The sequence below is a fragment of the Streptomyces anulatus genome (assembly GCF_000721175.1).
GTDB lineage: Bacteria > Actinomycetota > Actinomycetes > Streptomycetales > Streptomycetaceae > Streptomyces > Streptomyces anulatus_C.
On sequence record NZ_JOEZ01000001.1, the window covers coordinates 184,473 to 202,603 of the forward strand.

The window sequence follows — 18,131 nt, forward strand, 5'->3', positions numbered from 1 at the left end:
TGAGCGGCGTCCCGGAGCGCCGCCCGGGCCGGGGTGGGTGGAAGGCCCCGGCCCGAAGGGGCGCGTCCGGGAAGCCGCCGGATGCCCGGCTACAGGGTGCGCAGCAGCACCGCCGGCTGCTCCACGCAATCCGCCACATACCGGAGGAAGCCGCCCGCCGTTCCGCCGTCGCACACCCGGTGGTCGAAGGTGAGGGACAGCTGGACGACCCGACGTACGGCCAGTTCGCCCCGGTGGACCCAGGGCTTGGGCATGATCCGGCCGACGCCGAGCATCGCCGCTTCCGGGTGGTTGATGATCGGCGTCGAACCGTCGACCCCGAACACCCCGTAGTTGTTCAGCGTGAACGTGCCCCCGGTCAGCTGGGCCGGGCTGAGCTTCCCGGTCCGGGCCAGCTCGGTCAGCCGGGCGATCTCGGCCCCGATCGACTCGGCGTTACGGGTGTGCGCGTCCCGGACGACCGGAACGACGAGGCCCCGCTCGGTCTGGGCCGCGAACCCGAGGTGCACGCCGGGCAGCCGGACGATCTCCCGGGCCTCCGTGTCCACGGTGGAGTTGAGCTCGGGATACCGGGCCAGCGCCGCCGTGCAGATCCTCGCCAGCAGGGCCAGGACCGACACCTTCGGCCCGGCGGACGGGCCCGTGGCGGCGTTCATCGCGGCCCTGACCGCCATCAGTTCGGTGGCGTCGGCGTCGACCCAGCACGTGGCGTCCGGGATCTCTGTCCGGCTGCGCGACAGCTTGTCGGCGACCGCTCCACGCACCCCGCGCAGCGGGATCCGTTCGGCGGCCGGAGCCACGGGAGCGCCGGCCGGGGCTGCCGCGGCTGCCGCGGCTGCCGTCGGCGACTGTGCCTGGGCCTGGGCCTGGGTCTGACGCGCCGTCGCCGCCGCGGTTTCCTCCGCCGTCCGGATCGCCCGGTCGACGTCGGCGCGCAGGATCAGCCCGTCGGGACCCGAACCCGCCAGCCGCCGCAGATCGATGTCGTGCTGCCGGGCCAGCCGGCGTACCAGCGGAGAGACCACCGGCACGGGGCCCTGCCCGTTCACCGCCGCCGCGGTCGCCGGGGCGGCGGTGGTCACGGGAGCCACGACCGACACCGTCGCCGGGGCGGTCACGACGACGTCGGCCGCCGCCCGGTCGAGCCGGTCCGGCCGGATGCGCCGACGCCGTGCGGCCGGTGCGCCCGTCCCGTACCCCACGAGGACGTTCCCCGACCCGCCCGAGGACTCCGTGGCGGAGGCGGCGGAGGCTGCGGAATCGGTGGAACCGGAGGGCGAAGGGGACGAACCGGAGAGATCCAGCCCCTCCGGTGCGCCGACCGCGACCGTCAGCAGCGGTGCGCCGACCGGAAGTTCCGTGCCCTCCTCGCCGAACCGTGCGGTCACCACACCCCCGTAGGGGCAGGGCACCTCCACCATCGCCTTGGCCGTCTCGACCTCGACGACGGGCTGGTCGATGGCGACGACATCGCCGACCTCCACCAGCCAGCGGACGATCTCCGCCTCGGTCAGTCCCTCACCGAGGTCCGGCAGCTTGAATTCGAGCACCTGCGCCATCAGCTGTCCGCCTCCCACTGCAACCGGGCCACCGCGTCGAGGACCCGGTCCACTCCCGGCAGATGGTGCCGCTCCAGCATGGGCGGCGGGTAGGGGATGTCGAACCCGGCCACCCGCAGCACCGGGGCCTCCAGATGGTGGAAGCACCGCTCGGTGATCCGGGCCGCGATCTCGCCGCCGGGTCCGCCGAATCCGGGGGATTCATGGACGACGACCGCACGCCCGGTGCGCCGCACCGACGCGGCCACCGTCTCGTCGTCGAACGGCACCAGCGAACGCAGGTCCACCACTTCGAGGTCCCAGCCCTCGGCGACCGCCGCTTCGGCGGCTTCCATGCAGACCGGCAGGGAGGGCCCGTACGTGATCAGCGTGGCGCTGTGCCCGGAACGGCGCACCACGGCCTTGCCGATCGGCTCGACCGCGGCGGGGGCCTCGGGCGACCAGTCGGCCTTGGACCAGTAGAGCCGCTTCGGCTCCAGGAAGATCACCGGGTCGTCCGAGGCGATCGACTCCCGCAGCAGCCCGTACGCGTCGTCGACCGTGGCCGGCGTGACGACGTGCAGGCCGGGGGTGGCCATGTAGTACGCCTCGGAGGAGTCGCTGTGGTGCTCGACCCCGCCGATCCCGCCGCCGTACGGCACCCGCACGGTGATGGGCAGCGGCATGGCCCCGCCGGTGCGGTTGCGCATCTTGGCGACATGGCTCATCAGCTGCTCGAACGCCGGGTAGGCGAAGGCGTCGAACTGCATCTCCACCACGGGCCGCAGCCCGTACATCGCCATGCCGACGGCCGCGCCGAGGATGCCCGCCTCGGCCAGCGGTGTGTCGGTGCAGCGGTCGTCGCCGAACTCCTTCGCCAGCCCGTCGGTGATCCGGAAGACCCCGCCGAGCGTGCCCACGTCCTCACCGAGCACGTGGACGGTGGGGTCCTCGGCCATCGAGTCACGCAGGGCCCGCCCGAGGGCCTGGGCCATCGTGGCCGGTTTCGCCTTCGCCGTACGTCCGCCGGCCGTCGCTGCCGCGGTGGTCATCGTCCTGCCTCCGCACCCTGCTCGTCGTGGTCCTGTTCGGCGTCCAGCTCGGCGCGCAGGGTGGCCGCCTGCTCCCGGAGCTGGCCGGTCTGCTCGGCGTAGACGTGTGCGAACAGGTCCATCGGGGCCAGCTCCGGATCCGCGTTCATCCGGTCGCGCAGGGCGGCGGCCATCCGTTCGGCGGCCTCCTTCGCCCGCTCGATGCCCTCGTCGTCCAGCAGCCCGCGCTCCGTCAGCTCCCGCTCCAGCAGCCGCACCGGGTCGTGCGCCTTCCATGCCTCGACCTCGCTGTCGACCCGGTAGCGGGTGGCGTCGTCGGCGTTGGTGTGGGCTTCCATGCGGTAGGTGACGGCCTCGACCAGGGTCGGGCCCTCGCCGCGCCGGGCCCGGGCCACGGCCTCGCTCAGCACCTGGTGCACCGCGGCGGCGTCGTTGCCGTCGACGAGGCGGCCCGGCATGCCGTAACCGACGGCCTTGTGGGCGAGGGAGGGGGCGGCGGTCTGCTTGGCCAGCGGCACGGAGATCGCGAAGCCGTTGTTCTGGACGAAGAAGACGACCGGGGCCTTCCAGACGGCCGCGAAGTTCAGCGCCTCGTGGAAGTCGCCCTCGCTGGTGCCGCCGTCGCCGACCATGGCGAGCGCCACCACGTCGTCGCCCTTGAGCCGGGCGGCGTGCGCCAGCCCCACGGCGTGCGGGAGCTGGGTGGCCAGGGGGGTGCACAGCGGGGCGATGCGGTGCTCGCGCGGGTCGTAGCCGGTGTGCCGGTCGCCGCGCAGCAGGGTCAGCGCCTCGACCGGGTCGAGACCGCGCGCGACGGCTGCCAGCGTGTCGCGGTAGCTGGGGAAGAGCCAGTCGCGCTCCTCCAGGACCAGGGCGGCGGCGATCTCGGACGCCTCCTGGCCGGTGCTCGACGGGTAGACCGCCAGCCGGCCCTGCTTCGTCAGCGCGGTGGCCTGGGCGTTGTAGCGGCGCCCGCGGACCAGCTCGGCGTGGAGCCGGAGCAACAGCTCGGGATCGACATCGGCGACCGCGTCCGTACCGAGCACCCGGTAGGGCTCCGGGTCCGGGAGCAGCGGGGCGGGGTCGGTGATCGGCTTCCAGGCCGGGGGCGGCGTGGGCCGGTAGGCGGCCGCGCCGGGCAGCTCTTGGACCGTCATGAGAAGCACCTCCTGGCATCGAGGGAGATCGAGGGGTGTCGATCGGGGGTGTCGATATGGAGCGAGATGTCGAAAGGTGGACGAGGCACGGATGTGGCGCGCCTCACCTACCGATTGTTCGGTCGCGAGCGCATTTTGGCTACAGGCACCGCCAGCCTGTGGACAAACGGTTCTCCACAGCCTGGGATAGGGGCAGGTCGTCCACGACAGGGAGGCGCGGGCCGATGGCAGCTGAACAAATGGCCGACAGGGGCAAGGAGCCGGGCCAGGCCACGCCCGCGGCCACGCCGTCGGCGGCACCCCCGGCCGTACCTCCGGCAGCCCCGACGGGCCAGGCGGGACCGGCGGCGGAGCCCCAGGTTCCGCCCGCGCGGCCGCTGGACGCCATCGACCGCGACATCCTGCGCATCCTCCGGACGGACGGGCGCGCCTCGATACGGTCCGTGGCCGAACGGGTCCACGTCTCGCGCGCCAACGCCTACGCCCGGATCAACCGGCTCGTCGAGGACGGTGTGATCCGCGGCTTCGGCGCCCGGGTCGACCACGAGCGGGCAGGCCAGGGGGCGTCCGCGTACATCACGCTCAAGATCGTGCAGAACTCCTGGCGCACCGTGCGCGAGCAGCTCCAGGCGCTGCCCGGGGCCACGCACATCGCGCTGGTCAGCGGCGACTTCGACGTTCTGCTCCTGGTGCACACGCCGGACAACCGGGCGCTGCGCGAGCTGGTCCTCACCCGGATCCAGTCCATCCCCGAGGTGCTCTCGACGCGGACCTTGCTGGTGTTCGAGGAGACGGACCTCGGCCCGCGCCCGGACCGGCCGGCGGAACTCGCCTGACCGCGCCGGGCGGGCTCAGAGCCTGTCGGGTGGCCTGGGATCGGAAAGCGGACGCGGTCCGGTGCGTGCGATTCCAAGGCGTCGAGAGGTCCTCGTAGCGGAGCTACCAAGGCATTTCGGCAACGCCGGAAGCGTGCGTGCCAGGGCGTGGCCGCCCGATCAGAGGCCACCCGACAGGCTCTCAGCGACCGTTCGCCCGTCCGGAACCCGCCTGACCGCGCCGGGCGGGCTCAGCGGCCGTTCGCGCGCATCCCCTCGAAGGCCAGCTGGACGACGGTGTCCGCGAGCTGCTCCTCCCCCGGGAAACCGTCCGGCTGCGGCCGGTACCACTCGACCAGCGAGTTCACCATGCCGAACAGCAGCCGGGTCGCCAGCCGTATGTCCACGTCCGCCCGGAGGTCGCCCTCGGCGACCGCGGCCTTGAGCAGCTCCGACACCCGCTGGTCGAACTCGCGGCGCCGCTCCAGCGCCCAGCGCTCCGTGTTCGTGTTGCCTCGCACGCGCAGCAGCAGGGTGACGTAGGGGACCTCGGCCATCAGCACGTCGACGGTCCGGCGCGTGACGTACTCGACCCGCTCGACCGCGCGCCCGCGCAGCGCCCCCGGCTCGTCGAGGATGGCGAAGAGCCCGTCGAGCGCCCGGCTCACGGCCCGGCGCAGCAGCTCCTCCTTGCCCGCCACATGGTGGTAGATGGAGGACTTCGAGATGCCCGCCGCCCGGGAGAGATGCTCCATGGACGTACCGTCGTAGCCGCGCTCGTTGAAGACACGGACGGCGACGGTGAGCAGGGTCTCCGGTGTGTACGTGTCCCGCTTGGCCGTGGTCATGTCCGCGATCCTCCCCCATGAGTTGTCCACAGGTTCCCTGGGGCCCCTTGTCCCGACCGATCGTTCGGTTACTCTAACTCCGTCCGTACGTCCCCGCCCGGCTCGATGAGGAGTTGGTCCGCCATGGCCGCCGCGCTCACCCCCCAGCAGCTTTCCGAGACCCACCGGCCCACGCTCGACCAGGCCCTCGACGTGATCAGTACCCGCGCGTACTGGTCGCCGCACCCCGAGCACCCGAAGGCCTACGGGGAGGGCGGCGCCCCGGGCAGTCTGGGAGCGGCCGAGGGCAAGGCCGCGTTCGACGCCGTCCTGAACACCCGTCTCGACCTGGGTCAGCCCGGCACCGACGGCTGGACCGGCGGCGAGGTCTCGCCGTACGGACCGGAGCTCGGCGTCGAGTATCCGCACGCCGACCTGGACGTCCTGCTTCCGGCGATGAAGGCCGGCACGGGCGCCTGGCGGGCGGCGGGGCCGGAGATCCGGGCCCTGGTCTGTCTGGAGATCCTGTCGCGGATCAGCGCCCGCACCCACGAGCTGGCCCACGCCGTGATGCACACGAGCGGCCAGGCCTTCATGATGGCGTTCCAGGCGGGCGGCCCGCACGCCCAGGACCGCGGCCTGGAGGCCGTGGCGTACGCCTACCGGGAGCAGGTCCGCACCCCGGAGACCGCCGACTGGTCCAAGCCGCAGGGCAAGCGCGATCCGCTGAAGCTGCACAAGTCGTTCATCACGTCCGGCCGCGGCGTCGCGCTGCTCATCGGCTGCAACACCTTCCCCACCTGGAACGGCTACCCCGGCCTCTTCGCCTCCCTCGCCACGGGCAACCCGGTGCTGGTCAAGCCGCACCCGCGCGCCGTGCTCCCGCTGGCCCTCACGGTGTCCATCGCCCGCGAGGTGCTGAACGAGGCGGGCTTCGACCCGAATCTGGTCGCGCTGGCCGCCGAGCGGCCCGGTGAGGGCATCGCCAAGACCCTCGCGGTCCGCCCCGAGATCCGGATCATCGACTACACCGGCTCCACCGCCTTCGGCGACTGGCTGGAGGAGAACGCCCGCCAGGCCCAGGTCTACACGGAGAAGGCCGGGGTCAACACGATCGTCGTCGACTCCACCGACGACTACCGCGGCATGCTCGCCAACCTGGCGTTCTCGCTCTCGCTGTACAGCGGCCAGATGTGCACCACCCCGCAGAACCTGCTGATTCCCCGGGACGGCATCGCCACCGACGACGGCGCCAAGTCCTACGACGACGTGGTCGCCGACCTCGCGGGTGCCGTCAACGGGCTGCTCGGCGACGACGCCCGCGCGGCCGCCCTGCTCGGCGCGCTGGTCAACCCGGACGTCAGGGCTCGGCTGGAGGCCGCCGGAGAGCTCGGCGAGGTGGCGCTGGACTCGCGCACGGTCGCGAACGCCGAATTCCCCGACGCGGTCGTCCGTACGCCGGTCGTCGTGAAGCTCGACGGCACCAAGACCGACGACGACGCGGCCTACCTCTCGGAGTGCTTCGGGCCGGTGTCCTTCGCCGTCGCCGTCGAGTCGACGACCGCCGCCCTGGACCTGCTCCGCCGCACGATCCGCGACAAGGGGGCGATGACGGTCGGCGCCTACACCACGTCCCCCGAGGTGGAGCGCGCCATCGAGGACGTCTGCCTGGACGAGTCGGCCCAGCTCTCGCTGAACCTGACCGGAGGGGTCTACGTCAACCAGACCGCGGCCTTCTCCGACTTCCACGGCTCCGGCGGCAACCCCGCCGCGAACGCGGCCCTGTGCGACGGAGCCTTCGTCGCCAACCGCTTCCGCGTGGTGGAGGTGCGCCGCCAGGCGTGACTAGTGCCGCACTAGAGGGTCTCTCGCGGGTCCGGGACGTCGGCGTAGCGCTGCACCCACGCGTGCATCGCGATGGCCGCGGCGGCGCCGGCGTTGATGGACCGGGTCGAGCCGAACTGCGCGATCGAGCACACCATCGTGGCGTGCTCACGCGCCTCCTCGGTCAGGCCAGGGCCCTCCTGCCCGAACAGCAGGACGCACCGGCGCGGCAGCTCGGTGCGCTCCAGCGGTACGGCACCGGGGAGGTTGTCGATCCCGATGATCGGCAGCCCCTCGGCCGCCGCCCACGCGGTCAGACCGGCCGTGTCGGGGTGGTGGCGCACATGCTGGTAGCGGTCGGTGACCATGGCGCCACGCCGGTTCCAGCGCCGTCGGCCCACGATGTGGATCTCCTTCGCCAGGAAGGCGTTGGCGGTCCGCACCACCGAGCCGATGTTGAAGTCGTGGCCCCAGTTCTCCACGGCCACGTGGAAGTCGTGCCGCCGCAGGTCGAGATCGGCGACGATCGCCTCCCGCGTCCAGTAGCGGTAGGCGTCGCCGACGTTGCGCCGGTCGCCGTCGGCCAGCAGTTCGGGGTCGTAGCGCTCGCCCTCGGGCCAGGGCAGCGGGTGCGGCCCGACACCGATCGTCTGGCCGTAGCCGTCGTCGTACTGGAGGGGTTCCGCCGGGGGCTCTTGGGTTCTGCCGGTCTCACTGCTCACCCGACGAGCGTATGGCCCCCGCCGCCACCCTGGAGCCGGGGCTCCTCCGTACCGTCGTGGCCGTCCTTCGCCGCTCCGGACTCCGGCGGGCCGGCGGGCCCGTCCGGGACGCCGGACGGGCCAAGCTTCCCCGGTGTACGGGACCGGCCGGGCAGCCCGGAGAGCAGTCGCCGCCTGCCGATCGTGGCGCGGGCGCCCAGCCACACGAGGAAGGCCGTCGGCAGGAACACCGCGTCGGCCGCGATCATCGCCATGGAGAAGAACGGCAGCCCGAGCAGCAGGGCGATCCCCGCGTGCTCGCAGATCATCGCGACCAGCAGGACGTTCTTGACCCGCCGGTTGAACAGCGTGAACGGGAAGGCGACCTGGACCATGACCGTGCCGTACGTCAGCACCATCACCATCAGCCCGCTGGCGCCCAGGATGTCCGACAGGGCGGGCCACGGGGTGAAGTAGTCGAGGTTCAGCGGGTAGTAGAGCGCGGTGCCGTCCTGCCAGCGCGACCCCTGGATCTTGTACCAGCCGGCGGTCGCGTAGATCAGGCAGACCTCGGCCATGATCACGGCGATGGTGGCGTTGTGCGCGAGGTTGGCCAGCACATCGAGCAGGGTGCGGGGCTCGCCGTGCGGCATGTAGCGGTTCACGGCCCACCAGGCGGCGGCCGAGAGCCAGATCGTCCACAACAGGGTCGGGAACCACCAGGTGCCGCCGAGCCCGCCCAGCAGCGTGGCCACCACGAGGACGGGGCCGAGGAGCACCCAGAGCACCGGGCCCACGATGTCCCGCGGCGGCGTCAGGCCCGCCGCGGCACGCTGTGCGCTGCGCGCCGCACGCCGGGCGTCCAGCGACCAGACCTGGGCGCAGCGCGTCAGCACCAGGTAGATCGCCATGAGGTGGACGACGTTGTCGCCGCCGTCGCCCATGAAGATGCTGCGGTTCTGCACGGAGAGCACGCCGACCATGAAGAGGACGGACATGGTCCGGGTCCGCCACCCGAGCAGCAGCGCCACGGCGGACAGCAGCGTGAGGACGTACACGACCTCGAACCAGACCGTGCTGTCGGTCCACATCAGGACGGAGAAGGCCTCGTTGCCGTTCGTGAGCCGGCGCGCCAGGTCCCAGTGCCACGGACTCTCGGGACCGTACAGCTCGTGGCGGTGCGGCAGCTCGCGCAGCAGGAAGAAGAGGTAGGTGGCGGCGAAGCCGATCCGGACGACGGCACTCTGGTACGGGCCGAGGGCCGAGGCCGTGACGCGCTGAAGGGCGCGGGCCGGACCGCCGCCGAGGTTGCCGGGGCCTCCGGAGCGGCGCTCGTCCGGGCGGGGGGCCGTGGACTGCCGGGCCGCGTCCTGCGGGGTCACGGGCGAGGGGATGGTCACCGGTTCTCCTGCACGCCGTGCGCCTCGTCCCGCTGCTCCGCGTCGCGCGCGGGAAGATCGTCCGGGGTCACGGTCCACCAGGGGAGTTCGCGGTAGACGGGCCGGGTGCTGATCTTCTCGTTGCTCCACGGGGGCGGGGCGATGGAGCTGGTGGCGGAGCGGAGCTGGATGCGTTCGATCGTGCCGCCGTAGTCGCGCTCGCTCAGCCGCAGCATCGTGATGCGCCGGATGTAGCGCTCGGAGAGGTCTCCGCGCAGGCCGTTGGGGCGGTTCTCGCTGTCGTGGGAATTGACGTAGAAGTCCCAGCCCCGGCGGAGCTCGTTCTGGTTCACATGGCTGGGGAAGAAGCTGCCGCGTATCGCTTCGCCGTCCTCGTGGGTCAGGTTCATCCACCTCGTGGTGCGACGGCCGTCGGCCCCCACCACATCGGCCCGCACATGGACGGCGACGTTCTGCTGGAGCGGGTTGGGCGCGAAGAGCTTCCAGTTCTGCTCGAACTCCGGGTAGATCCACCGGTCGATCGTCTTCCCGTGCTGTTCGGTCAGCGTGTTGGACGGGGCGACGTGCAGGAACACCATGGCCACCTGCGTGCAGGCGAGCAGCCCGATCAGGGACAGCGCCAGGGCCGCGACCACCTGGTACGGAAAGGAGAGCCCGGCTATGCCCCGGCCGGTGGCCAAGGGCTCCGCCGCCGGTGCCAAGGGCGTCAAGGGTATGGCCTCGGGGGTGTCCCGCCCTTCCGCCGACCGGTTCGACGCCTGCGGCCAGGCGTCCTTCCCTCCGCCCGCAGAGCTCCTGTCGTGGTCCGAATCCATCCCGCCCCGCTCACCGTCGATCACCACTCAGTTATCCACAGGGTTGACACCCTACGGGCCTCCGACTCACCATTGAAGTCAAGGAACCGAACGATCGGTCGGTAGGGAGCCCGGGATGGCGGCAGTGACTGCGGACCAGACGACGCAGAAGACCCTCGGCACGGCGAACGCGGCGGATGCGGTGGACGCGGCGGGCGCGGACCACGTCGCGGCCTTCGACGCGGCCGTAGCGGCGGACGAGCGGATCGAGCCGCGCGACTGGATGCCCGACGCCTACCGGGCGACGCTGGTCCGCCAGATGGCCCAGCACGCCCACTCGGAGATCATCGGCATGCAGCCCGAGGCGAACTGGATCACCCGGGCGCCCTCGCTGCGCCGCAAGGCGATCCTCATGGCCAAGGTGCAGGACGAGGCGGGCCACGGCCTGTATCTCTACAGCGCCGCCGAGACCCTGGGCACCAGCCGCGAGGAGCTGCTCGACAAGCTCCACGCGGGCCGCCAGCGCTATTCGTCGATCTTCAACTACCCCACGCTGACCTGGGCCGACGTCGGCGCGATCGGCTGGCTGGTGGACGGGGCGGCGATCACCAACCAGGTGCCGCTCTGCCGCTGCTCCTACGGCCCCTACGCCCGCGCGATGGTCCGCATCTGCAAGGAGGAGTCGTTCCACCAGCGCCAGGGGTACGAGCTGCTGCTCGCCCTCAGCCGAGGCACCGAGGCCCAGCACGCCATGGCCCAGGACGCGGTGAACCGCTGGTGGTGGCCCTCCCTGATGATGTTCGGCCCGCCCGACGACGCCTCGTCGCACTCCGAGCAGTCCATGGCCTGGAAGATCAAGCGGCACTCCAACGACGAGCTGCGCCGGCGCTTCGTGGACATCTGCGTGCCCCAGGCCGAGGCGCTGGGCCTGGAGCTCCCGGACCCCGACATCCGGTGGAACGAGGAGCTCGGCCGGCACGAATTCGGCGCGATCGACTGGGCCGAGTTCCAGGCGGTCCTCAAGGGCAACGGCCCTTGCAACGAACAGCGGATCACCCAGCGGCGCAGGGCCCACGAGGAGGGCGCCTGGGTCCGGGACGCGGCGGCCGCGTACGCCGCCAAGCACGCCCCGGCAGCAGCGCCCGCCTCACCGGCCCGGCCCGGGACATCGGCACAGAACAGCGCGCCCGCGCAGCATGTGGAGGAGACGGCATGAGCAGCTCGACCGACTGGCCTCTGTGGGAGGTGTTCGTGCGCTCGCGGCGCGGACTGTCCCACACCCATGCGGGCAGCCTGCACGCGCCGGACGCCGAGATGGCCCTGCGCAATGCCCGCGACCTCTACACCCGCCGCTCGGAGGGCGTCTCGATCTGGGTGGTCCCGTCCACCGCGATCACGGCCTCCTCCCCCGACGAGAAGGACTCCTTCTTCGAGCCGGCCGGTGACAAGCCCTACCGCCACCCGACGTTCTACGAGATCCCGGACGGGGTGAAGCACCTGTGAGCGCCGCACTCGCCCTCGGCGACGACGCGCTGGTGCTCTCGCACCGGCTGGGGGAGTGGGCCGGTCACGCCCCCGTCCTGGAGGAGGAGGTGGCTCTCGCCAACATCGCCCTGGACCTGCTGGGGCAGGCGCGGGTGCTGCTCTCCCTCGTCGGCGACGAGGACGAGCTCGCCTACCTCCGCGAGGAACGCGCCTTCCGCAACCTCCAGCTGGTCGAGCAGCCGAACGGGGACTTCGCCCACACCATCGCCCGGCAGCTCTACTTCTCGGTGTACCAGCATCTGCTGTACGAGCGACTGGCGGCCGGGGACGGCGAGTTCACCGGCCTCGCGGGCAAGGCCGTCAAGGAGGTGGCCTACCACCGTGACCACGCCGAGCAGTGGGTCCTGAGGCTCGGCGACGGCACCGAGGAGAGCCACGGCCGCATGCAGAGCGGCCTGGACGCGCTGTGGCGGTTCACCGGCGAGATGTTCCAGCCGGTCGAAGGGCTCGACTCCCCGGACTCCGGTGTCGACTGGCAGGCGCTGCGGAGCAGTTGGCTCGCCGCCGTCACCGACGTCGTCGAGCGGGCCGGCCTGGCCCTCCCGGCGGGCGCGCAGTCCGGGGGCTGGGCGGCGGGCGCGGGCCGGCAGGGCCTGCACACCGAGCCGTTCGGTCGCATGATCGCCGAGATGCAGCACCTGCACCGCAGCCATCCGGGGGCGTCATGGTGACCGACACCCGGCTGGAGGCGGAGCTGCGTGACCTCGCCGGTTCCGTGCCCGACCCCGAGCTGCCGGTGCTGACCCTGGCGGAGCTCGGCGTCCTGCGGGACGTACACGTGGACGGTCCGGGCCGCGTGACCGTGCGGCTCACCCCGACCTACACCGGCTGCCCGGCGATCGAGGCGATGTCCGCCGACATCGAACGAGTGCTGCACGACCACGGCTTCCCCGACGTCTCCGTGGTCACGGTCCTGGCACCGGCCTGGTCGACGGACGACATCAGCGCCGAAGGACGCCGCAAGCTCGCCGAGTTCGGCATCGCCCCGCCGCGCGCCCACGGCGCCGACGGGGGCCCCGTGCCGCTGACGCTCTCGGTGCGCTGCCCGCACTGCGGCTCCACGGACACGGAGCTGCTCAGCCGGTTCTCCTCCACGGCGTGCAAGGCCCTGCGCCGCTGCGTCGCCTGCCGTGAACCGTTCGACCACTTCAAGGAGTTGTAGATGTTCCATCCGCTCCGGGTCAGCGCGATCGAACGGATCACGGACGACGCGGTGGCCGTGACCCTCGCCGTGCCGCCCGAACTGCGCGAGACCTTCCGCCACACCCCCGGCCAGCATCTGAACGTGCGCTACACCGTGGACGGCCAGGAGATCCGCCGCTCGTACTCGATCTGCGCGCCCGCCACCGAGCAGCCCGGCGATCCGGTGCTGCGGGTGGGCATCCGTATGGTCGAGGGCGGGGCGTTCTCCACCTACGCCCTGAAGGAGCTGGCCGTCGGGGACCAGGTGGAGGCCATGCCTCCGATGGGCCGCTTCGTGCTGAAGCCGCGCCCTGGTCTGTTCGCGGCGGTGGTCGGCGGCAGCGGCATCACCCCGGTGCTGTCGATGGCGGCCACCCTGCTCGACCGGGAGCCGACGGCCCGTTTCTGCCTGATCCGCAGTGACCGCACGGTGGCCTCGACGATGTTCCTCGACGAGGTGGCCGACCTCAAGGACCGGTATCCGGACCGCTTCCAGCTGGTCACCGCGCTCTCCCGGGAGGAGCAGTCGGCCGGGCTCCCCTCCGGACGGCTGGACGCCGAGCGGCTCACCGGACTGCTGCCCGCCGTGCTTCCGGTGCCGGAGGTGGACGGCTGGTTCCTGTGCGGGCCGCTCGGCCTCGTACGGGGCACGGAGAAGGCGCTGAAAGCCCTCGGCGTCGACCGCTCCCGGATCCACCAGGAGATCTTCCACGTCGACGAGGGCCCCGCCGATGTGGCGGTGGTCAAGGTCGCCGCCCCGTCCGACGCCGTGCTGACGGCCACCCTCCACGGGCGCTCGGGCAGCTGGCCCGTGCAGGACGCCGAATCCCTGCTGGAGACGGTGCTGCGGAGCCGTTCGGACGCTCCGTACGCCTGCAAGGGCGGGGTGTGCGGGACCTGCCGGGCGTTCCTCGTCTCGGGCGAGGTCCGGATGGACCGCAACTTCGCGCTGGAACCGGAGGAGACCGGAGCGGGCTTCGTGCTGGCCTGCCAGTCGCATCCGCTCACCCCGGAGGTGGAGCTGGACTTCGACCGCTGAGGCGCGCGTACGCCTCCGCACTGTTCCCTTCCGATAGAACCTGTTCTATCTTGACGGCCCGTCAGGTCGTCATCAACGGTTAGCGGGAGGCCGGGACAGTGGACTTCACCTTCACCGAGGAACAGCAGGCGGCCGTCGAGGCGGCCAGGGCCGTCTTCTCGGACGTCGCACCCGACCGCGCGCCCAGTCCGGCCCTGACCCCGGGCGCCGTGGCGGAGGACATCGACCGGCAGCTGTGGAACGAGCTGGCGCACACCGACCTGCTCGGGCTCACGCTGTCGCCGGAGTACGGGGGCGCGGGCCTCGACCCGATCGCACTCTGCCTGGTCCTGCGGGAGTCGGCCAAGGTGCTGGCCAGGGTCCCGCTGCTGGAGAGCTGCGCGGTCGCGACGGCGGTCCAGCGGTACGGCGACAGCACCCTCGCGGCGGAGCTGCTGCCCCGGGCCGGCCGGGGCGAACTGATCCTGACCGTCGGCGCCAACGGACGCAGCGGCCACGACCCCGCCGAACTCGCCGTCGCCGCAAGGCCGTACGGCGAGAACGCGGCGCCGGCGGGAGACTCCGGCTGGGTGCTCGACGGGGTCCAGACCGCGGTGCCCTGGGCCCAGGTGGCCGACCGGATCGCCGTCCCGGCGCACACCGCAGGAGGCCGGCCGGTCCTGGCTCTCGTGCCCCGTGTCCGCGACGGCGTCACCCTGGCGGACCAGGTCTCCACCAGCGGTGAACGCCTCGCCGAGGTCCGGCTCGACGCCGTGCGCGTGGCGGCCCGCGAGCTGATCGACGCGGCGGACTGCTGGGAGTGGCTGCGGTCCCTGCTCACCACGGGGACGTGTGCGCTCGCGCTCGGGCTGGGCGAGCGGGTGCTCGCGATGACCGCCGAATACACCGGCAAGCGCGAGCAGTTCGGATTCCCGGTCGCCACGTTCCAGGCGGTGGCGGTCCAGGCCGCCGACCGGTACATCGACCTACGGGCGATGGAGGCCACCCTCTGGCAGGCCGCCTGGCGGATCTCCACCGACACCGGGGGGCCACTGCCCCCCGCGGGCGATGTCGCCGTGGCGAAGATCTGGGCCTCCGACGGCGTCCGCCGTGTCGTGCAGACCGCCCAGCACCTGCACGGCGGGTTCGGCGCGGGCACCGACTACCCGCTGCACCGCTTCCACGCCTGGGCGAAGCAGATCGAGCTCTCCCTCGGCCCGGCCGCGGCCCATGAGGAGGCCCTGGGCGACCTGCTGGCCGCCCACCCCCTCGGCTGACCACCGGCCTGCGGGACCGGGGCCCCGAAGGCTCAGAGGACGAAGGCGGGCGTCCCGTTGTCCGTGACCATCGGGCGCCCGGCACCGTCCCAGGCCTGCATGCCGCCGTCGATGTTCACCGCGTCGATGCCCTGCTGGACCAGGTACTGGGTGACCTGGGCCGACCGGCCGCCGACCCGGCACATCACATGCACGCGACGGCCGTCCTCGGCGGCCTCGGTCAACTCACCGAACCGGCCCACGAAGTCGCTCATCGGGATGTGCAGCGCACCCTCGACGTGACCGGCCGCCCACTCGTCGGTCTCACGGACGTCCAGAACGAAGCCGTCCGACGGAACCGCCGCGGCGTCCACCGAGGGCAGCGGGGCGAAGTTCATGGGTCATGCCTTCTCTCGTGCAATCCTGGGGCCTCGTACGCGGGCCTCGTACATACGCGGCAGAGTCACCCGGAACGCTACTGCACCATCTCCGCGAGCTCGGCCTCGCGCCGGGACACCTCGCCCAGCAGTTGCTCCGCGATGTCCTCCAGCAGTTGGTCCGGGTCGTCCGGCGCCATCCGCAGCATCGAGCCGATCGCACCCTCCTCCAGCTCCTTGGCGAGCACCGTCAGCAGCTCCTTGCGCCGGCTGAGCCACTCCAGCCGGGCGTAGAGCTCCTCGCTCTCGCTCAGCGGGGGCGGCTGCTGCACCGGGCCTGCCGCCCACTCCGCCACGAGCTCCTTGAGCAGCTCGACGTCGCCGCGCCCGTAGGCGGCGTTCACCCGGGTGATGAACTCGTCCCGGCGCTGGCGCTCCGGCTCGTCCTGGGCGAGGTCCGGGTGCGCCTTGCGGGCCAGGTCCCGGTAGAGCTTGCGGGCCTCCTCGCTCGGCCTGACCCGCTTCGGCGGCCTGACCGGCTGCTCGGTGAGCATGGCCGCGGCCTCGGGGGACAGGCCGTCGCTGTCCATCCAGTCGTGGAACAGCTCGTCGACCCCGGGCATCGGCATGACGACCGCCCGCGCCTCCCGCGCCTTGCGCTCGTCCTCCGGATCCCCGGTCCTGGCGGCCTGCGCCTCGGCGATCAGCGCGTCCAGTTCGTCGAGGCGGGCGTACATCGGGCCGAGCTTCTGGTGGTGCAGCCGGGAGAAGTTCTCGACCTCCACCCGGAAGGTCTCCACCGCGATCTCGAACTCGATCAACGCCTGCTCGGCGGCCTGCACCGCCCTGGCCAGCCGTGCCTCGGGGCGCGGCGCGGCATCCTCGGAGCCGGCGGACTCCCCGGCAGCGGCGGCCGCGGCCCCGGAAGCGTCCGCCGCCTCCGGGGCGTCCTGCGCACCCGGGGCGTCCTGCCCTCCGAGGACATCCTGCGTTTCCGGGGCGGGCCGGGGCTCGTCAGGCCGGTCGTTGTCCTGCCGGTCTTCATCGTTCCGGGTGGTCGGCACCCCGGCGGCTTCGTGGGTCACCCGTCCAGCGTATGGCCACGGCCCGGCGGCACGGCACACACGGTGGACCCCGGACCCGGGGCCCACCGCCTCGCGGACCCGTCAGATACCGAACTCGGCAGCCAGCCTGCCCGCCTTGATCGCCCGCACCAGCTCGGCGTGATCCGCTTCCGTACGGTCGGCGTACGTCACCGCGAACGCGGCCACCGCCTCGTCGAGCTCGTCGTTCTTGCCGCAGTAGCCCGCCAGCAGACGGGGGTCGGCGCTGTGCGCGTGCGCCCGGGCGAGCAGCGCGCCGGTCATCCGTCCGTAGTCGTCCACCTGGTCGGCGGCGAGCGCGGCGGGGTCGACACTGCCCTTGCGGTTCCGGAACTGCCGGACCTGGAACTGCCTGCCGTCGACGTCCGCCCAGCCGAGCAGGATGTCGCTGACGACCTGCATCCGCTTCTGTCCGAGCACCACCCGGCGGCCCTCGTGCGCCACCTCCGGCACGTCGAAGCCGACCGCGGGCAGATAGGGGGCGAGCACCGAAGGGCGCGCCTCCTTCACCTGGAGGACCAGCGGCTCACTTCGGTGGTCGAGCAGCAGCACCACGTACGACCGGGTGCCCACGCTGCCGGTGCCGACCACCCGGAACGCCACGTCGTGGATCGCGTACCGGGCCAGCAGCGGCACCCGGTCCTCGGAGACGGTGGAGAGATAGCCGGCGAGCCCGGCGGCCACGACGGCGGCCTCGGCGTCCGGCACCCGGCGCAGCACGGGCCGGGCGTCGACGAAGCGCCGGCCGCCGTCGGGGCACTCCTCCGTGGAGCGGGCGGCGAAGCGGGCGCTGGTGTTGTTGCGGGCCTTCTCCGAGACCCGCTCCAGGGTGCCGACCAGGTCGCGCGCGTCCGTGTGGGAGACGAGCTCCTCGTCCGCGATGGCGTTCCAGGCGTCGAGGGCGGGCAGCCGGGCCAGCAGCCGCATCGTGCGCCGGTAGGCGCCGACGGCGTCGTACGCGCCCCGGCGGCAGGTGTCCTCGTCGGCCCCGGCGGCCCGGCCCGCGAGCACCAGCGAGGTGGCGAGCCGCTTGAGGTCCCACTCCCACGGCCCGAAGACGGTCTCGTCGAAGTCGTTCAGATCGATGACCAGGCTGCCCCGGGCATCGCCGTAGAGGCCGAAGTTGGCCGCGTGCGCGTCGCCGCAGAGCTGGGCGCCCACGCCGGTGACCGGGCTGCCCGTCAGGTCCTGGGCCATCAGCCCGGCCGCACCCCGCAGGAAGGCGAACGGTGTGGCGGCCATCCGGCCCACCCGTATCGGCGTCAGCCCCGGCACCCGGCCCCGGTTCGACTCCTCGACGGCCCGCACCGCGTCCGGCCGTCCCGGCGGCAGGACCAGTGAGGCGTGCGAGGACCGCGGCACCCGGTCGCGGAGCGCCTTGCCCACCGCCTTCGGTGAACTCGCGGCCCCACGCCGGGCGAACCCGGGCACGACCGGAATGCGCGGGTCCGATCCCGCGGCTCCGGCAGTCTCCGCGGCTCCGGTCGTTCCCGCAGCCCGCTGCTCAGGCATCGTCGCCTCGGTTCCACTCATGGAGCGTCG

Annotated in this window: 18 protein-coding genes; 8 read left to right on the plus strand and 10 right to left on the minus strand. The window is 72.4% G+C overall.

Annotated elements, in window-relative coordinates; all coding sequences use genetic code 11:
* Nucleotides 1-89: 89 nt before the first annotated feature.
* The 3 genes from IG90_RS0100820 to pdhA are packed head-to-tail and all read right to left on the minus strand — an operon-like array spanning nucleotide 90 to nucleotide 3,747.
* Entirely contained in the window at nucleotides 90-1,559 is a 1,470-nt protein-coding gene (locus IG90_RS0100820; RefSeq protein WP_030575841.1) for a dihydrolipoamide acetyltransferase family protein, read from the minus strand.
* Nucleotides 1,559-2,590 (minus strand): alpha-ketoacid dehydrogenase subunit beta, encoded by a 1,032-nt coding sequence (locus IG90_RS0100825; protein ID WP_030575843.1) that lies wholly within the window; start codon nucleotides 2,588-2,590, stop codon nucleotides 1,559-1,561. Before IG90_RS0100825 ends, IG90_RS0100820 begins: the two co-directional genes overlap by 1 nt.
* Complete coding sequence (pdhA, locus tag IG90_RS0100830; protein ID WP_030575845.1) at nucleotides 2,587-3,747, minus strand: pyruvate dehydrogenase (acetyl-transferring) E1 component subunit alpha; 1,161 nt, start codon at nucleotides 3,745-3,747, stop codon at nucleotides 2,587-2,589. The genes IG90_RS0100825 and pdhA overlap by 4 nt, the downstream gene beginning before the upstream one ends.
* 224 nt (nucleotides 3,748-3,971) lie before the next feature.
* Between pdhA and IG90_RS38985 the strand changes: the two genes are divergently transcribed.
* A complete protein-coding gene (locus tag IG90_RS38985) occupies nucleotides 3,972-4,583 on the plus strand; it encodes an Lrp/AsnC family transcriptional regulator (protein WP_411572598.1) in 612 nt (203 codons plus the stop codon).
* Nucleotides 4,584-4,813: 230 nt separating this feature from the next.
* Here IG90_RS38985 and IG90_RS0100840 read toward each other — a convergent pair whose 3' ends face one another.
* The gene (locus IG90_RS0100840) at nucleotides 4,814-5,410 is read right to left on the minus strand and encodes a TetR/AcrR family transcriptional regulator (protein ID WP_030575849.1); all 597 of its coding nucleotides are present in this window, start codon (nucleotides 5,408-5,410) and stop codon (nucleotides 4,814-4,816) included.
* Between the two features lie 123 nt (nucleotides 5,411-5,533).
* Between IG90_RS0100840 and paaN the strand changes: the two genes are divergently transcribed.
* On the plus strand, nucleotides 5,534-7,234 hold the full coding sequence (paaN, locus tag IG90_RS0100845) for a phenylacetic acid degradation protein PaaN (RefSeq protein WP_030575851.1): 1,701 nt from the start codon (nucleotides 5,534-5,536) through the stop codon (nucleotides 7,232-7,234).
* A gap of 11 nt (nucleotides 7,235-7,245) precedes the next feature.
* Here paaN and IG90_RS0100850 read toward each other — a convergent pair whose 3' ends face one another.
* The 3 genes from IG90_RS0100850 to IG90_RS0100860 are packed head-to-tail and all read right to left on the minus strand — an operon-like array spanning nucleotide 7,246 to nucleotide 10,129.
* Nucleotides 7,246-7,935, minus strand: a complete 690-nt coding sequence (locus IG90_RS0100850; protein ID WP_030575853.1) for a TrmH family RNA methyltransferase — start codon at nucleotides 7,933-7,935, stop codon at nucleotides 7,246-7,248.
* Nucleotides 7,932-9,314, minus strand: a complete 1,383-nt coding sequence (locus IG90_RS0100855) for an HTTM domain-containing protein (protein ID WP_030575855.1) — start codon at nucleotides 9,312-9,314, stop codon at nucleotides 7,932-7,934. The genes IG90_RS0100850 and IG90_RS0100855 overlap by 4 nt, the downstream gene beginning before the upstream one ends.
* On the minus strand, nucleotides 9,311-10,129 hold the full coding sequence (locus IG90_RS0100860) for a DUF5819 family protein (protein WP_411572601.1): 819 nt from the start codon (nucleotides 10,127-10,129) through the stop codon (nucleotides 9,311-9,313). The genes IG90_RS0100855 and IG90_RS0100860 overlap by 4 nt, the downstream gene beginning before the upstream one ends.
* A 115-nt stretch (nucleotides 10,130-10,244) precedes the next feature.
* Between IG90_RS0100860 and paaA the strand changes: the two genes are divergently transcribed.
* From paaA to IG90_RS0100890, 6 genes are all read left to right on the plus strand, one after another.
* On the plus strand, nucleotides 10,245-11,324 hold the full coding sequence (paaA, locus tag IG90_RS0100865) for a 1,2-phenylacetyl-CoA epoxidase subunit PaaA (protein WP_030575859.1): 1,080 nt from the start codon (nucleotides 10,245-10,247) through the stop codon (nucleotides 11,322-11,324).
* Nucleotides 11,321-11,611: a 1,2-phenylacetyl-CoA epoxidase subunit PaaB gene (gene paaB, locus IG90_RS0100870; RefSeq protein ID WP_010060350.1), complete on the plus strand. Its 291-nt coding sequence runs from the start codon at nucleotides 11,321-11,323 to the stop codon at nucleotides 11,609-11,611. The genes paaA and paaB overlap by 4 nt, the downstream gene beginning before the upstream one ends.
* Nucleotides 11,608-12,324 (plus strand): 1,2-phenylacetyl-CoA epoxidase subunit PaaC, encoded by a 717-nt coding sequence (gene paaC, locus IG90_RS0100875; protein ID WP_030575863.1) that lies wholly within the window; start codon nucleotides 11,608-11,610, stop codon nucleotides 12,322-12,324. The genes paaB and paaC overlap by 4 nt, the downstream gene beginning before the upstream one ends.
* Nucleotides 12,318-12,815 carry a 1,2-phenylacetyl-CoA epoxidase subunit PaaD gene (gene paaD / locus IG90_RS0100880; RefSeq protein WP_030575865.1) on the plus strand — a complete coding sequence of 166 codons (498 nt, stop codon included), beginning with the start codon at nucleotides 12,318-12,320 and terminating at the stop codon, nucleotides 12,813-12,815. The genes paaC and paaD overlap by 7 nt, the downstream gene beginning before the upstream one ends.
* Nucleotides 12,816-13,874, plus strand: a complete 1,059-nt coding sequence (locus IG90_RS0100885; RefSeq protein WP_030575867.1) for a 2Fe-2S iron-sulfur cluster-binding protein — start codon at nucleotides 12,816-12,818, stop codon at nucleotides 13,872-13,874.
* Nucleotides 13,875-13,972: 98 nt separating this feature from the next.
* Complete coding sequence (locus IG90_RS0100890) at nucleotides 13,973-15,130, plus strand: acyl-CoA dehydrogenase family protein (RefSeq protein ID WP_030575869.1); 1,158 nt, start codon at nucleotides 13,973-13,975, stop codon at nucleotides 15,128-15,130.
* Nucleotides 15,131-15,162: 32 nt separating this feature from the next.
* Here the strand turns inward: IG90_RS0100890 and IG90_RS0100895 are convergent, their stop codons facing one another.
* The 3 genes from IG90_RS0100895 to IG90_RS0100905 form a co-directional block, all read right to left on the minus strand.
* Nucleotides 15,163-15,507, minus strand: coding sequence for a rhodanese-like domain-containing protein (locus IG90_RS0100895; RefSeq protein ID WP_030575871.1), 345 nt, complete (start codon nucleotides 15,505-15,507; stop codon nucleotides 15,163-15,165).
* 77 nt (nucleotides 15,508-15,584) lie between these two features.
* Nucleotides 15,585-16,571, minus strand: coding sequence for a J domain-containing protein (locus tag IG90_RS44165; protein WP_030575873.1), 987 nt, complete (start codon nucleotides 16,569-16,571; stop codon nucleotides 15,585-15,587).
* 81 nt (nucleotides 16,572-16,652) lie between these two features.
* On the minus strand, nucleotides 16,653-18,122 hold the full coding sequence (locus IG90_RS0100905) for a DUF2252 domain-containing protein (RefSeq protein WP_033893492.1): 1,470 nt from the start codon (nucleotides 18,120-18,122) through the stop codon (nucleotides 16,653-16,655).
* Nucleotides 18,123-18,131: the final 9 nt, after the last annotated feature.